Source organism: Pseudomonas sp. GM48 (assembly GCF_000282335.1).
Classification (GTDB): Bacteria; Pseudomonadota; Gammaproteobacteria; order Pseudomonadales; family Pseudomonadaceae; genus Aquipseudomonas.
This window is the reverse complement of record NZ_AKJM01000129.1, coordinates 1-13,533: the sequence shown is the minus strand read 5'-3', so window position 1 is coordinate 13,533 and position 13,533 is coordinate 1. Positions and strand designations below refer to the sequence as shown.

The following is a 13,533-nucleotide window of genomic DNA, read 5'->3' as shown; positions in this document are numbered from 1 at the left end:
TCGACACTGGGTGTTCGAGGCCTTTCTTTTGGCCTGCCGGCAACTCAGAACAGGAAGTAACGCTGGGCCATCGGCAATACATCCGCCGGTTCGCACCACAGCAACACACCGTCGGCCTTGACCTGATAGGTCTGCGGATCAACATCGATATTCGGCAGGTAGTCGTTGTGGATCAGGTCGGTTTTCTGCACCTCGCGGCAACCTTTGACCACGGCGATTTTCTTCTTCAAACCCAGGGCTTCGGCAAGCCCTGCCTCCTGCGCAGCCTGGCTGATGAAGGTCAGGCTGGTGGCATGCAACGAGCCGCCGTAGCTTGCGAACATCGGGCGGTAATGCACCGGTTGCGGGGTCGGGATCGAGGCGTTGGCGTCGCCCATCAGGCTGGCCGCGATGGCGCCGCCCTTGAGAATCAGCGTCGGTTTCACGCCAAAAAACGCCGGTCGCCATAGCACCAGGTCGGCCCATTTGCCGACTTCCACCGAACCCACTTCGTGACTGATGCCATGGGTGATCGCCGGGTTGATGGTGTACTTGGCGATGTAGCGTTTGGCGCGGAAGTTATCGTTGCCTTCGCCATCACCGGGCAAGGGGCCGCGCTGTTTTTTCATCTTGTCGGCGGTCTGCCAGGTGCGCGTGATGACTTCGCCGACCCGGCCCATGGCCTGGCTGTCGGAGCTGATCATCGAGAACGCGCCGAGGTCGTGGAGGATGTCTTCGGCGGCAATCGTCTCGCGGCGGATGCGGCTTTCGGCGAAGGCCACGTCTTCGGCAATGCTCGGGTCCAGGTGGTGGCAGACCATCAGCATGTCGAGGTGTTCGTCGATGGTGTTGCGGGTGAACGGCCGGGTCGGGTTGGTCGAACTCGGCAGTACGTTGGCCAAACCGCAGGCCTTGATGATGTCCGGCGCATGACCGCCGCCGGCACCTTCGGTGTGGTAGGTGTGGATGGTGCGGCCCTTGAAGGCGGCGAGGGTGGTTTCGACGAAGCCGGACTCGTTGAGGGTGTCGGTGTGGATCGCCACCTGCACGTCGAACTGGTCGGCGACGCTCAGGCAGTTGTCGATGCTCGCCGGGGTGGTGCCCCAGTCTTCGTGGAGCTTGAGGCCGATGGCACCGGCCTTGACCTGCTCGATCAATGGCTCCGGCAAGCTGGCGTTGCCCTTGCCGGTGAGGCCGATATTCATCGGGAATGCGTCGGCGGCCTGGAGCATGCGCGCCAGGTGCCACGGCCCGGAGGTGCAGGTGGTGGCGTTGGTGCCGGTCGCCGGGCCGGTACCGCCGCCGATCATGGTGGTCACGCCGCTCATCAGCGCTTCTTCGATCTGCTGCGGGCAGATGAAGTGGATGTGGGTGTCGATGCCGCCTGCGGTGAGGATCATGCCTTCGCCGGCGATGACTTCGGTGCTGGCGCCGATGGCGATGGTGACGTTGGGTTGGATGTCCGGGTTGCCGGCCTTGCCGATCGCGGCGATGCGCCCGTCCTTGAGGCCGACGTCGGCCTTGACGATGCCCCAGTGGTCGATGATAAGTGCGTTGGTGATCAGGGTGTCGACCACTTCGGCGGCGAGCAATTGGCTCTGGCCCTGTCCGTCACGGATGACCTTGCCGCCACCGAATTTCACTTCTTCGCCGTAGGTGGTGAAGTCCTGTTCCACTTCGATCCACAGTTCGGTATCGGCCAGGCGCACCTTGTCACCGACGGTGGGGCCGAACATGTCGGCGTAGGCTTGACGGGAAATCTTCATGTGTTCGCCTTGAGATTCAATTGGGTTTGAGACTGTTCGCTTCGCTCACAGATTCGCGAGCAAGCCCGCTCCCACATTCGACCGGGTTCCTCCAGTTGGAATGCGGGCAACTGTGGGAGCGGGCTTGCTCGCGAAGGGGCCGGTGCAGACATCGCATTAATCAGAGCTCACCCATGATCCGCCCGGCAAAGCCGAACACCCGACGATGCCCGGCCAGATCCACCAACTCGACCTCGCGGCTCTGCCCAGGTTCGAAGCGCACGGCGGTGCCGGCGGGGATGTTCAGGCGCATGCCGCGACTGGCGGCGCGGTCGAACGTGAGCGCGTCGTTGGTTTCGAAAAAGTGGTAATGCGAGCCAACCTGGATCGGCCGGTCGCCGCTGTTGGCCACCTTCAGGCTGACGGTGCGCCGGCCGACGTTGAGTTCAATCTCGCCGGGCTGGATCTGGTATTCACCGGGAATCATCAATGGGCTCCCTGGAGAATCTTGTAGTAGAGGGCGGTCGGCTTGTAGCGGCCGCTCGGGTCGCAGGCGTAGTCGGGAATTTCGCCGGCGCGGGTGTAACCCAGCGCCTTGTAGAAATCTTCCGCCGGCGAGCCCGCTTCGGTGTCGAGGTAAAGCATGCCGCGTTTGTGCTGCAGGGCGGCCTGCTCAAGCGCAGTCATCAATTGTTGGCCGAGACCGCGACGTCGCGCCTGTTCGCGCACCAGCAGTTTTTGCACCTCGGCACGGTTCAGCCCGTTGGCTTTCTGGCACAGCGTCAGTTGCACGCTGGCCAGCACCTGTTCGTCCTTGACCACCACCCACAGCAACACATTGCCCTTGTTCAGGTTCTCCTGAACTTCATCAAAATACGCGCGGGCCTGGGTGGCATCGAGGTCGGCCATGAAGCCGACACTGGCGCCATAGCCGACGGCATCGAGCAGCAGGTCAATCAATCCCTGACGATAGTGCGCAAAGCTTTCAACGTTGACGCGTCGCAGTTGGGCGGGGTTCATCGGGTATCACTCCTTGCTGGCGCTCGGCGGTTGCGCGCCAGGATTGAGGGTCAGTTGCATGAAGGTCAGGTCCAGCCAGCGACCGAACTTGGTGCCGACCTGGGGCATTTGCCCGGTGGTCACGAAGCCGATGCGCTCGTGCAAACGAATGGACGCAGCGTTGCCACTTTCGATGGCGGCGACCATCACGTGCTTGCCGCCGTCTTTGGCGCGTTCGATCAGCGCTACCATCAGTTTCGGGCCGAGGCCATTGCCGCGCTGGTCGCTGCGCACGTAGACCGAGTGCTCGACGGTGTGACGGAAACCGTCGAACGGTCGCCAGTCGCCGAATGAGGCATAACCGAGCACCGAGTTGTCGGCATCGACAATCACCAGAATCGGATATCGCTGGGATTGCCGGGCGCTGAACCAGGCCTGGCGGTTTTCGAGGTCGACCGCTTGCTCGTTCCAGATTGCCGTGGTGTTGAGCACCGCGTCGTTGTAGATGTCGCGGATGGCCGGCAGATCGGCAGATACGGCATCGCGAATGTGGTAAGTCATGGTGCGCCTCAGGCGATGGGTTGGTGGACGGTGACCAGTTTGGTGCCGTCGGGGAAGGTGGCCTCGACCTGGATTTCCGGGATCATTTCCGGGATGCCTTCCATCACTTGTTCGCGGCTCAGCAGGGTGGTACCGAAGTGCATCAGCTCGGCCACGGTCTGCCCGTCGCGTGCGCCTTCAAGCAGGGCGGCGGAGATGTAGGCCATGGCCTCCGGGTAATTGAGTTTCACACCGCGAGCCAAACGCCGCTCGGCCACCAGGCCGGCGGTGAAGATCAGCAGCTTGTCTTTTTCGCGTGGGGTCAGGTCCATCGTAGACATCCATCCGGGCAGATTAAAAAGTTCGGATCTGTGAATGCAAACCCTGTGGGAGCGGGCTTGCTCGCGAATGCGGAGTGTCATTCACCATCAATGCTGACTGGCCCACCGCATTCGCGAGCAAGCCCGCTCCCACATTCGATCGCATTTCAGGTGTTCCATATTCTGGGTGGTACAGCTTCGCGACCGAGCAACGCCGGGCGCAACAACCTCCACAAATCAATCAGCCAACCTCGCGCCAACAACGCTTCACTGGCCAGACACCGCGCCACCAGTAACCCAGGCAGTTGGGTCAGATCCCCGCGCACGTCGTGGGGCAGCGAGCGGCAACGCTCCAGCAATTCGCTATCGATCTGACCCGTTACCAGCAACGTCGCAAACACCGGTTGCCCATCCAGGCCAATCGGTGAATCCAGCAAGCCGTCCGCCCCGACAATGCGCTGGCGTTCATGCCAGAGCAACTGGCCGTCGCGGCGGATATCCAGTTTCGCCTGGAAGTGTCCAAGGTCGAAGCGCTCGCCACTGGCCGGGCGGCCCAGGGCCACGACATCCCAGTAGAACAGCCGCGCATCGCCTTCAAGGTCAATAGTGGTGCTGAGTTCAGCCTGGGCAGCGCTGAAAATGATCGTCTCCTGGGGCAACCATTCCAGTGTCGCGCCGGCCGCCACCGTCAACTTCAGCTGCTGATAAGCGGGGCCGGCGGCGCGATACCACTTGGCCGCACCGGGGCTGGTGATCTGTGCCCAGGAATCGCGCTCGACGCTGACTGCGATGTCCAGCCGATCGCCGCCGGCAATCCCGCCGGGCGGGTGGACGATGATGTGCTGGCAGACTTCCGGGCCTTCGGCATACAGGTGTTTTTGTACCCGCAACGGACCTTTGTGCCGGCGCAGAACCGGGCGCGAGGTTTCGCCGAACCGGGCGTAACCCAGTTCGAGCTCGGCATGCCAACTGGGCGTGAACAAAAGGGAGGCAGGTAGATTCATGGTTTCTAATTATCGTTAGGATGCTACAGATTAGATTGAACCTTAGATGGTAACCAGGCCGCGCACACCTTCGGCTTCCATATTTTCACCACGGCCCTGTTGCACGATCTGGCCCCGGGACATCACCAGGTATTGATCGGCCAGTTCGGCGGCGAAATCGTAGAACTGCTCCACCAGCAAAATCGCCATGTCGCCCCGGGCCGCGAGTTTTTTGACCACCGCACCGATCTCCTTGATCACCGACGGCTGGATGCCTTCGGTGGGCTCGTCGAGGATCAGCAGGCGCGGGCGACTGGCCAGCGCCCGGCCGATGGCCAGTTGTTGTTGCTGGCCACCGGACAGGTCGCCGCCGCGCCGTTGCTTCATTTGCAACAGCACCGGGAACAGCTCGTAGATAAACGCCGGGACTTCCTTGGCTTCGCTGCCGGGAAAGCGCGACAAACCCATCAACAGGTTTTCTTCCACGGTGAGACGGCCGAAGATCTCCCGGCCCTGGGGGACGTAGGCAATGCCGGCATGCACGCGCTGGTGCGGCTTGAGCGAAGTGATGGGTTTGCCTTCCCAGTTCACCGCGCCTTCCCTGGCCGGCAGCAGGCCCATCAGGCATTTGAGCAGGGTGGTCTTGCCCACGCCGTTACGCCCGAGCAGGCAGGTGACCTCGCCGACCTTCACGTCAAACGTCAGGCCACGCAGGATGTGGCTTCCGCCGTAGTACTGGTGCAGTTTGTCGACTTGCAGCATTTCCAGACTCTCCTCAAATCCCCTGTGGGAGCGGGCTTGCTCGCGAATGCGGACTGACATTCAACATTTGCATCGACTGACACACCGCTTTCGCGAGCAGGCCCGCTCCCACATTTGGATGGCATTCACATGCCTATCGACCGAGATACACCTCGATCACCCGCTCGTTGTCCTGTACCTGTTCCAGCGACCCTTCCGCCAGCACGCTGCCCTGATGCAACACGGTGACGTGGTCGGCAATCGAGCCGACGAACCCCATGTCGTGTTCCACCACCATCAGCGAATGCTTGCCGGCCAGGCTTTTGAACAGCTCGGCGGTGAATTCGGTTTCGGCGTCGGTCATGCCCGCCACCGGTTCATCGAGCAGCAGCAATTGCGGGTCCTGCATCAGCAGCATGCCGATCTCCAGGAACTGCTTCTGGCCGTGGGACAGCAGGCCGGCCGGGCGATTGACCGAGCTGGTCAGGCGAATGGTCTCCAGCACTTCTGCGATGCGGTCTTGTTGTTCACCGTTCAAGCGCGCTCGCAGGCTGGCCCACACCGACTTGTCGGTTTTCTGCGCCAGTTCCAGGTTCTCGAACACGCTCAAGGCTTCGAACACCGTCGGCTTCTGGAACTTGCGACCGATACCGGCCTGGGCGATCTGCACTTCGCTCATCTGCGTCAGGTCCAGGGTTTCGCCGAACCAGGCCTTGCCGTGGCTGGGGCGGGTCTTGCCGGTGATCACGTCCATCAGCGTGGTCTTGCCCGCGCCGTTGGGGCCGATGATGCAGCGCAACTCACCAACGCCGATGTACAGGTTCAGAGTGTTCAGCGCACGGAAGCCGTCGAAGCTGACGCTGATGTCTTCCAGGGTCAGGATGGTGCCGTGGCGCGTGTTCAAGCCTTTACCGGCGCGCTGGCCGAGACCGATGGCGTCACGACTGCTGCCGGCGTCCTTGTTGGGTTCTACTGGGAAAAACGCCGGTTCGAGCATGAATTCAGCGGTTGCCGTGATTCTCATGATTCACCTCTTTTCTTCAGCAGACCGATCACGCCTTTGGGCAAGTACAGGGTCACGACGATGAACAGTGCGCCGAGGAAAAACAGCCAGTACTCGGGGAAGGCCACGGTGAACCAGCTCTTCATGCCGTTGACCACGCCGGCGCCGAGCAACGGGCCGATCAGCGTGCCGCGCCCGCCAAGGGCGACCCATACGGCTGCTTCGATCGAGTTGGTCGGCGACATTTCACTCGGGTTGATGATGCCGACTTGCGGCACGTACAACGCGCCGGCCAGACCGCACAACACCGCACTCAACACCCAAACGAATAGCTTGAACCCGCGTGGATCGTAGCCGCAGAACATCAAGCGGTTCTCCGCATCACGCAGGGCGGTCAGTACCCGACCAAACTTGCTCTGCGCCAGGCGCCAGCCGATGTACAAGCTAGCCACCAGCAACAGTACCGTGGCGAAAAACAGCACCGCGCGTGTGCCCGGTTCGGTGATGCCGAAGCCGAGAATCGTGCGGAAGTTGGTAAAGCCATTGTTGCCGCCGAATCCGGTTTCATTGCGGAAAAACAGCAGCATCCCGGCGAAGGTCAGGGCCTGGGTCATGATCGAGAAATACACGCCCTTGATCCGCGAACGGAAGGCGAAGAAGCCGAACACCAACGCCAGCAGCCCCGGTGCCAATACCACCAGGCACAGGGTCCAGAGGAAGCTGCTGGTGCCGGTCCAGAACCACGGCATTTCGGTCCACGACAGGAAGGTCATGAACGCCGGCAGGCCATCCCCCGAGGCCTGGCGCATCAGGTACATGCCCATGGCGTAACCACCGAGGGCGAAGAACAAACCGTGGCCGAGGGACAGCAGGCCGGCATAACCCCAGACCAGATCCAGCGCCAGGGCGACAATGGCGTAACAGAGGATTTTGCCCACCAGGGTCAGCGTGTAGGCGGAGACGTGCAGCGTGCTGTCCGCCGGCAACAGCGACAGCAGTGGCAACGCCAGCAACAGAGCGAGGATCACCGCACCGACGGCAATCGTGACTTTCGGGCCGGCCTTTTGTGTGGCCTTGAGCATCAGGGGCTGGTTCATCAGTCGATCACCCGTCCTTTGAGTGCGAAGAGGCCTTGCGGACGTTTCTGGATGAACAGAATGATCAGCGCGAGGATGAGGATCTTGCCGAGCACGGCACCGATCTGCGGTTCGAGAATCTTGTTGGCTATCCCTAAGCCGAATGCGGCCAAGACACTACCGGCCAACTGGCCGACACCACCAAGCACCACCACCAGGAACGAATCGATGATGTAGCTCTGGCCGAGGTCCGGGCCGACGTTGCCGATCTGGCTCAGGGCCACGCCACCGAGGCCGGCGATGCCCGAGCCGAGGCCGAAGGCGAGCATGTCCACGCGCCCGGTGGGCACGCCGCAGCAGGCGGCCATGTTGCGGTTCTGGGTGACCGCTCGCACGTTCAGGCCCAGGCGCGTCTTGTTCAGCAGCAGCCAGGTCAGCACCACCACAAACAGTGCAAAGGCAATGATGACGATGCGGTTGTAGGGCAGCACAAGATTGGGCAGCACCTGAATCCCGCCCGACAGCCACGCCGGGTTGGCCACTTCGACGTTCTGCGCGCCGAACAGCAACCGAACCAGTTGAATCAGCATCAGGCTGATACCCCAGGTGGCGAGCAGGGTTTCCAGCGGACGGCCGTAGAGGTGGCGAATCACCGTGCGCTCCAGCGCCATACCGATGGCCGCGGTGACGAAAAACGCCACCGGCAATGCGATCAATGGATAGAACTCGATGGCCTGCGGCGCGAAGCGCTGGAACATCAGTTGCACTACATAGGTCGAGTAGGCGCCGAGCATCAGCATCTCGCCGTGGGCCATATTGATCACGCCGAGCAGGCCGAAGGTGATTGCCAGGCCGAGGGCGGCGAGCAGCAGTATCGAGCCCAGCGACATGCCGCTGAAGGCCTGGCCGAGCATCTCGCCGACCAGCAGTTTGCGTTTGACTTGAGCGAGGCTGGTTTCAGCGGCGGTACGCACATTCGCATCGGTTTCGACGCCCGGCTCCAGCAGGCTTTCGAGGCGGGTGCGGGCCAGCGGGTCGCCGGTTTCGCCGAGCAAGCGCACCGCAGCGAGGCGCACAGCCGGGTCAGCGTCCACCAATTGCAGATTGGCCAGGGCCAGGCTGAGGGCGGCGTGAACACTCTCGTCTTTCTCGCCAGCCAGTTGCTGGTCGAGGAGCTTCAATTGCGCCGGCTTGGCGCTTTTCTGCAATTGCTGCGCGGCGGCCAGACGGGTTTTGGCGTCGGCAGCGAGCAATTGATGGCTGGCCAGGGCGGTGTCGATCAACCCCCGCAGGCGATTGTTCAGGCGCAGGGTTTTCGGTTGGCCGTCGATGGTCAACTCGCCTTGTTGCAGGGCGTTGATCAGTTCGAGGCGCACCGGATCGGGCTGCGCGGCCCAGGTTTCCAGCAGTTTGGCCTGCTGCACGGGATTGGCGGCGACGAAGTCTTCGGCGTCACCGGCGTGGGTGGCCATCGGCAACAAGAGGGCGATGGCGAGGAAGAAGCGGTAGAGGGCAGTGGGCATATGCTTGGCCTTGCGCGGACTAAATGTGAAGGCTGGCTTTTGTGGCGAGGGAGCTTGCTCCCGCTGGGACGCGAAGCGGCCCCAAAAAAAGGACTGCTCCGCAGTCCAGCGGGAGCAAGCTCCCTCGCCACAAAAACCGCTCCCACAGGAGTTGTGTTGGGCCTGAACAATCGTCAGGCCCAATGGCTTAGTTGCTCTTCACCGCATACTCCGGCTTCTTGTCGTTGCCCTGAATGAACGGGCTCCACGGCTGGGCGCGGATCGGCCCTTCGGTCTGCCACACCACGTTGAACTGCCCGTCAGACTGGATCTCGCCAATCATCACTGGCTTGTGCAGGTGGTGATTGGTCTTGTCCATGGTCAGCGTGTAGCCGGACGGCGCGGCAAAGGTCTGGCCGGCCAGGGCTTCGCGGACTTTGTCGACGTCGGTGGACTTGGCTTTTTCCGCCGCTTGCGCCCACATGTGGATGCCGACGTAGGTGGCTTCCATCGGGTCGTTGGTCACCGCTTTGTCGGCGCCCGGCAGGTTGTGTTTTTTGGCGTAGGCTTTCCAGTCATCGACGAACTTCTTGTTCACCGGGTTCTCGACCGATTCGAAGTAGTTCCACGCCGCCAGGTTGCCCACCAGTGGCTTGGTGTCGATGCCGCGCAGTTCTTCTTCGCCCACCGAGAACGCCACGACCGGAACGTCGGTGGCTTTCAGACCCTGGTTGGCCAGCTCTTTATAGAACGGCACGTTGGAGTCGCCGTTGACGGTGGAGATGACTGCGGTCTTGCCGCCCGCCGAGAATTTTTTGATGTTGGCGACGATGGTCTGGTAGTCGCTGTGACCGAACGGGGTGTAGACCTCTTCGATGTCCTTGTCGGCCACGCCTTTGGAGTGCAGGAACGAACGCAGGATCTTGTTGGTGGTGCGCGGGTAGACGTAGTCGGTGCCGAGCAGGAAGTAGCGTTTGGCGCTGCCGCCTTCTTCGCTCATCAGGTATTCAACGGCAGGGATCGCCTGCTGGTTCGGCGCGGCGCCGGTGTAGAACACGTTCGGCGACATTTCTTCGCCTTCGTACTGCACCGGGTAGAACAGCAGGCCATTGAGCTCTTCGAACACCGGCAATACCGATTTGCGCGACACCGAAGTCCAGCAGCCGAACACCACGGCGACCTTGTCCTGGGTCAGCAATTGGCGGCCCTTCTCGGCGAACAGTGGCCAGTTCGATGCCGGGTCGACCACCACCGGTTCCAGCATCTTGCCATTCACGCCGCCCTTGGCGTTGATCTCGTCGATGGTCATCAGCGCCATGTCTTTCAATGACGTTTCGGAGATCGCCATGGTCCCGGACAACGAATGCAGAATACCAACCTTGATGGTCTCGGCGGCCTGGACGGTCCAGGTCATGCCCATTGCGGCAATGGATGCCGAGAGAGTGAAAGCCTTGATCAAACTGCGACGCTTCATTGTGCGATCTCCATGAACTTATGAGTTTTCTTGGTTGGCAGATGCGGACTACTGAAGGTGTGTTTTGCAAGGGCTGTGCCCGGTCGGCAAAAGGCAGGGAAATGTCGTTTTAGAGTGGTTGTACTGTTTGATGACGCACCATGAGAGGACATGGTCAGAGGTCTGGTGCGCCGAGGTGCGTCACATTGGGGCGCGAATGTTATGAGCAGCACAAATCAAACGTGGGAGCGGGCTTGCTCGCGAAGAGGGCGTGTCAGGCACCATTTAAGTTGTCTGACCTACCGCTTTCGCGAGCAAGCCCACTCCCACCGTTTTGATCTGTGTGGATCAACGGCGGCGCATCAAGCCGATAAAGAACAAGCCGCCAATTGCGGCGGTGGCGACGCCGATGGGAAGGTCTTCCGGAGCGATCATTGTCCGGGCAGCGACGTCCACCCACACCAGAAAAACGCTGCCGAGCAACACGCACACCGGCAGCAACCGGCGATGCTCGGCACCGACCAGACGTCGCGCAATATGCGGCACCATCAGCCCGACAAAACCGATCGAGCCGCTGATCGACACCAGCACCCCGGTCATCAATGACGCAATCAAAAACACCCGCAGGCGCACGGTGCGCGCATTCAGGCCCAGGGTCACCGCAGTCTGTTCACCGGCCATCAGCGCATTCAGCGGTCGCGCCATGCCCAGCAGCAGAATCAGCCCGAGCAACACACTGGTTGTCGGCACCGCCAGCAGTTCCCAGCGTGCCAGCCCAAGTCCGCCGAGCATCCAGAACATCACCGCCGAACTGGCTCGATGGTCGCCGAGAAACAGCAGCAAATTGGCAATCGCCATCATCACGAACGACACCGCCACGCCACACAGCAGCAAGCGGTCACTGTCGAGTCGACCGTTGCGGTTGGCGATCATCAGCACCACCAGCATGCTCAGCAATGCACCGATAAATGCCGCGATCGGCAAGGTCAGCAGGCCAACGATTTCTCCCACATGCAGCACCACGATCACGGCACCCAACGTCGCGCCGGACGTGACGCCGAGCAAATGCGGATCAGCCAACGGGTTGCGCGTCACCGCTTGCAGCACTGCACCGATCAACGCCAGCCCGGCGCCCACCAACGCGCCGAGCAGCATACGTGGAACGCGGATCAGCCAGACGATATGTTCCTGCCCAGGGTTCCAGTCCGGTACACCGAAGCCGAATAGTTTGTGCAACAGGATGCGCCACACCACATCCAGCGGCACCCGCGCCGGGCCGAAACCCAGGGACACCACGCACGACACCAGCAACAGTGCACCGAGGGCAATCAGCAACAGGGCATAGCGACGGTTGATCATTCGCCGTGGAAACCCTTGGCCAGGGTTGCGACCGCCAGCACATTGTCGATCCCCGGCGTGGCCTGCACGTATGGGATGACGATGAAACGCCGGTTCCTGATCGCGTCCACCGATTGCAGGGCTTTGTTGCCCAGCAGGAATTGAATCTTCTGTTTGGCGGTGATTTCGCTGTAGTCGACGATCACGATCACCTGCGGATTGCGCTCGACCACGTTCTCCCAGTTGACCCGGGTCCAGCTCGCGTCGACATCCTCCAGGATATTGCGCCCGCCAGCGGCATCGATCAGCGCTTGCGGCATGCCCAGCCGGCCGGACGTCATGGCCCGGTCTTCGCCGCTGTCATAAAGAAACACCCGTGGTTTATCCGCCGGCAGATCCTTGCGAATGGCGGCTACCTGCGCCTGCATTTCGCCGATCAACGCGCTGGCGCGATCCTGCACGTCGAAGATCCTGCCGAGGTTGCGCAGGTCGTTGTAGGTGTCTTCGAGGCTGGCCGGCGGGCGCTTCATCACGAAGGCGCAGGACTCGCTCAGCTCATACACATTGATGCCCAGCGGTTGCAGGGTTTGCGGCGTGAGGTCGCCGCCGACGCGCATGCCGTAATCCCATCCGGCGAAGAAAAAATCGACGTTGGCATTGAGCAGGGTTTCCACCGACGGGTACTTGGCTGCCAGCTCCGGCAGACCGTCGAGCAGCGACTGCATATCGGGTGTCACGGCCTTCCAGCCACTGACGCCGCTATAGCCGGCCATTCGTGGCTTGAGGCCGAGGGCGAGCATCATCTGGGTCATGTTGATGTCGTGGCTGAGGGCGTGTTGCGGTGCCTGCCTGAAGGTCACTTCACGGTCGCAACTGCGGATCGTCAGCGGGTAACGGGTGGCTTCGGCCAACGCCTCGGCGCTGGCCGACAGCATCGTGAGGTAGAGGCTGCAGTGCAGCAGGGAACGCAAATTCATGGTTGGGTTATCCAGGTGATTCGTGGGTAGCCGTGCAAGGGATGTTCATCGATCAGGGCTTCGACGCCGAACACATTGCGCAGCAGCGCAGCCGTCAGGACTTCTTTCGGCGTGCCGCTGGCGACGATGCGGCCGTGGTTGATCACGTACAGCCGATCACAAAAAGCCGCCGCCAGATTGAGGTCATGGATGCTCGCCAGGGTGCCGATGTCCAGGCGCTTGACCAACTTCAAAAGCTCCAGCTGATAGCGCGGGTCGAGGTGGTTGGTCGGTTCGTCGAGGATCAGCAACTGTGGCTGCTGGGCCAGGGCGCGAGCGAGGATGACCCGCTGTTTTTCACCACCGGAGAGGGTGGCGAAACCGTGGTCCTCGAAGCCCTTGAGGCCGACGGATTCCAGGGCCTGATTGATGAGATTTGCGTCTTCAAGCGTGTCGCCATCGAACAAGCCTTTGTGCGGCGTGCGGCCCATGGCGACGACTTCGTCGACGGTCAGGCCGAAGGCATCGGGAAACTCCTGCAACACCACGGCGATGCGTTGCGCACACCAGCGTGAGGACTGCTTCCAGACATTGTGGTGATCAAGCCTGACCTCGCCGCTTTCCGGTTTGCTGAAGCGCCAGGCACAGCGCAACAGGCTGGTCTTGCCGCTGCCGTTGGGGCCGATCAGCCCGACGAACTCACCGGCGGCCACATGCACACAGGCATCACGCAGCTGGAATTGGTGGTGGCAATGGCCGTGACCCAGGGGGGACCAGGTGAGGTTTGTCAGATTCAGCGAGGTCATGCAGTGGCTCTTGGGGTGGTGCTGATGGCCTCTTCGCGAGCAAGCCCGCTCCCACAGAAATTGCGTGAATCCTGTGGGAGCGGGATTGCTCG

Annotated in this window: 14 protein-coding genes; all 14 read right to left on the bottom strand. The window is 61.7% G+C overall.

Annotated elements, in window-relative coordinates; genetic code table 11:
- Nucleotides 1-44: 44 nt before the first annotated feature.
- The 14 genes from ureC to PMI28_RS05030 all read right to left on the bottom strand — a co-directional run bounded on the left by ureC (nucleotide 45) and on the right by PMI28_RS05030 (nucleotide 13,441).
- Entirely contained in the window at nucleotides 45-1,745 is a 1,701-nt protein-coding gene (gene ureC, locus PMI28_RS04965; RefSeq protein ID WP_007990858.1) for an urease subunit alpha, read from the bottom strand.
- Nucleotides 1,746-1,905: 160 nt separating this feature from the next.
- Nucleotides 1,906-2,211, bottom strand: coding sequence for an urease subunit beta (locus tag PMI28_RS04970; protein WP_007990856.1), 306 nt, complete (start codon nucleotides 2,209-2,211; stop codon nucleotides 1,906-1,908).
- Complete coding sequence (locus tag PMI28_RS04975) at nucleotides 2,211-2,744, bottom strand: GNAT family N-acetyltransferase (protein WP_007990854.1); 534 nt, start codon at nucleotides 2,742-2,744, stop codon at nucleotides 2,211-2,213. Before PMI28_RS04975 ends, PMI28_RS04970 begins: the two co-directional genes overlap by 1 nt.
- A 6-nt stretch (nucleotides 2,745-2,750) precedes the next feature.
- Complete coding sequence (locus tag PMI28_RS04980) at nucleotides 2,751-3,284, bottom strand: GNAT family N-acetyltransferase (RefSeq protein WP_007990852.1); 534 nt, start codon at nucleotides 3,282-3,284, stop codon at nucleotides 2,751-2,753.
- A gap of 8 nt (nucleotides 3,285-3,292) precedes the next feature.
- Nucleotides 3,293-3,595 carry an urease subunit gamma gene (ureA, locus tag PMI28_RS04985; RefSeq protein WP_007907366.1) on the bottom strand — a complete coding sequence of 101 codons (303 nt, stop codon included), beginning with the start codon at nucleotides 3,593-3,595 and terminating at the stop codon, nucleotides 3,293-3,295.
- A gap of 155 nt (nucleotides 3,596-3,750) precedes the next feature.
- A complete protein-coding gene (locus PMI28_RS04990) occupies nucleotides 3,751-4,587 on the bottom strand; it encodes an urease accessory protein UreD (RefSeq protein ID WP_007990850.1) in 837 nt (278 codons plus the stop codon).
- Between the two features lie 42 nt (nucleotides 4,588-4,629).
- Nucleotides 4,630-5,328, bottom strand: coding sequence for an urea ABC transporter ATP-binding subunit UrtE (gene urtE / locus PMI28_RS04995; RefSeq protein WP_007990848.1), 699 nt, complete (start codon nucleotides 5,326-5,328; stop codon nucleotides 4,630-4,632).
- Nucleotides 5,329-5,461: 133 nt separating this feature from the next.
- Nucleotides 5,462-6,331 (bottom strand): urea ABC transporter ATP-binding protein UrtD, encoded by an 870-nt coding sequence (gene urtD / locus PMI28_RS05000; RefSeq protein WP_007990845.1) that lies wholly within the window; start codon nucleotides 6,329-6,331, stop codon nucleotides 5,462-5,464.
- Nucleotides 6,328-7,407 carry an urea ABC transporter permease subunit UrtC gene (urtC, locus tag PMI28_RS05005; protein ID WP_007990843.1) on the bottom strand — a complete coding sequence of 360 codons (1,080 nt, stop codon included), beginning with the start codon at nucleotides 7,405-7,407 and terminating at the stop codon, nucleotides 6,328-6,330. Before urtC ends, urtD begins: the two co-directional genes overlap by 4 nt.
- Nucleotides 7,407-8,909 carry an urea ABC transporter permease subunit UrtB gene (gene urtB / locus PMI28_RS05010; RefSeq protein WP_007990840.1) on the bottom strand — a complete coding sequence of 501 codons (1,503 nt, stop codon included), beginning with the start codon at nucleotides 8,907-8,909 and terminating at the stop codon, nucleotides 7,407-7,409. The genes urtC and urtB overlap by 1 nt, the downstream gene beginning before the upstream one ends.
- A gap of 187 nt (nucleotides 8,910-9,096) precedes the next feature.
- A complete protein-coding gene (gene urtA / locus PMI28_RS05015) occupies nucleotides 9,097-10,362 on the bottom strand; it encodes an urea ABC transporter substrate-binding protein (protein WP_007979634.1) in 1,266 nt (421 codons plus the stop codon).
- A gap of 327 nt (nucleotides 10,363-10,689) precedes the next feature.
- On the bottom strand, nucleotides 10,690-11,700 hold the full coding sequence (locus tag PMI28_RS05020) for a FecCD family ABC transporter permease (protein ID WP_007990839.1): 1,011 nt from the start codon (nucleotides 11,698-11,700) through the stop codon (nucleotides 10,690-10,692).
- Nucleotides 11,697-12,656 (bottom strand): ABC transporter substrate-binding protein, encoded by a 960-nt coding sequence (locus tag PMI28_RS05025; protein WP_007990837.1) that lies wholly within the window; start codon nucleotides 12,654-12,656, stop codon nucleotides 11,697-11,699. Before PMI28_RS05025 ends, PMI28_RS05020 begins: the two co-directional genes overlap by 4 nt.
- Nucleotides 12,653-13,441, bottom strand: a complete 789-nt coding sequence (locus tag PMI28_RS05030) for an ABC transporter ATP-binding protein (protein ID WP_007990835.1) — start codon at nucleotides 13,439-13,441, stop codon at nucleotides 12,653-12,655. Before PMI28_RS05030 ends, PMI28_RS05025 begins: the two co-directional genes overlap by 4 nt.
- Nucleotides 13,442-13,533 lie beyond the last annotated feature (92 nt).

Coding starts and splice junctions, on each gene's coding strand:
- ureC (WP_007990858.1), bottom strand. CDS start 1,745: ATGAAGATTTCCCGTCAAGCCTACGCCGACATGTTCGGCCCCACCGTC.
- PMI28_RS04970 (WP_007990856.1), bottom strand. CDS start 2,211: ATGATTCCCGGTGAATACCAGATCCAGCCCGGCGAGATTGAACTCAAC.
- PMI28_RS04975 (WP_007990854.1), bottom strand. CDS start 2,744: ATGAACCCCGCCCAACTGCGACGCGTCAACGTTGAAAGCTTTGCGCAC.
- PMI28_RS04980 (WP_007990852.1), bottom strand. CDS start 3,284: ATGACTTACCACATTCGCGATGCCGTATCTGCCGATCTGCCGGCCATC.
- ureA (WP_007907366.1), bottom strand. CDS start 3,595: ATGGACCTGACCCCACGCGAAAAAGACAAGCTGCTGATCTTCACCGCC.
- PMI28_RS04990 (WP_007990850.1), bottom strand. CDS start 4,587: ATGAATCTACCTGCCTCCCTTTTGTTCACGCCCAGTTGGCATGCCGAG.
- urtE (WP_007990848.1), bottom strand. CDS start 5,328: ATGCTGCAAGTCGACAAACTGCACCAGTACTACGGCGGAAGCCACATC.
- urtD (WP_007990845.1), bottom strand. CDS start 6,331: ATGAGAATCACGGCAACCGCTGAATTCATGCTCGAACCGGCGTTTTTC.
- urtC (WP_007990843.1), bottom strand. CDS start 7,407: ATGAACCAGCCCCTGATGCTCAAGGCCACACAAAAGGCCGGCCCGAAA.
- urtB (WP_007990840.1), bottom strand. CDS start 8,909: ATGCCCACTGCCCTCTACCGCTTCTTCCTCGCCATCGCCCTCTTGTTG.
- urtA (WP_007979634.1), bottom strand. CDS start 10,362: ATGAAGCGTCGCAGTTTGATCAAGGCTTTCACTCTCTCGGCATCCATT.
- PMI28_RS05020 (WP_007990839.1), bottom strand. CDS start 11,700: ATGATCAACCGTCGCTATGCCCTGTTGCTGATTGCCCTCGGTGCACTG.
- PMI28_RS05025 (WP_007990837.1), bottom strand. CDS start 12,656: ATGAATTTGCGTTCCCTGCTGCACTGCAGCCTCTACCTCACGATGCTG.
- PMI28_RS05030 (WP_007990835.1), bottom strand. CDS start 13,441: ATGACCTCGCTGAATCTGACAAACCTCACCTGGTCCCCCCTGGGTCAC.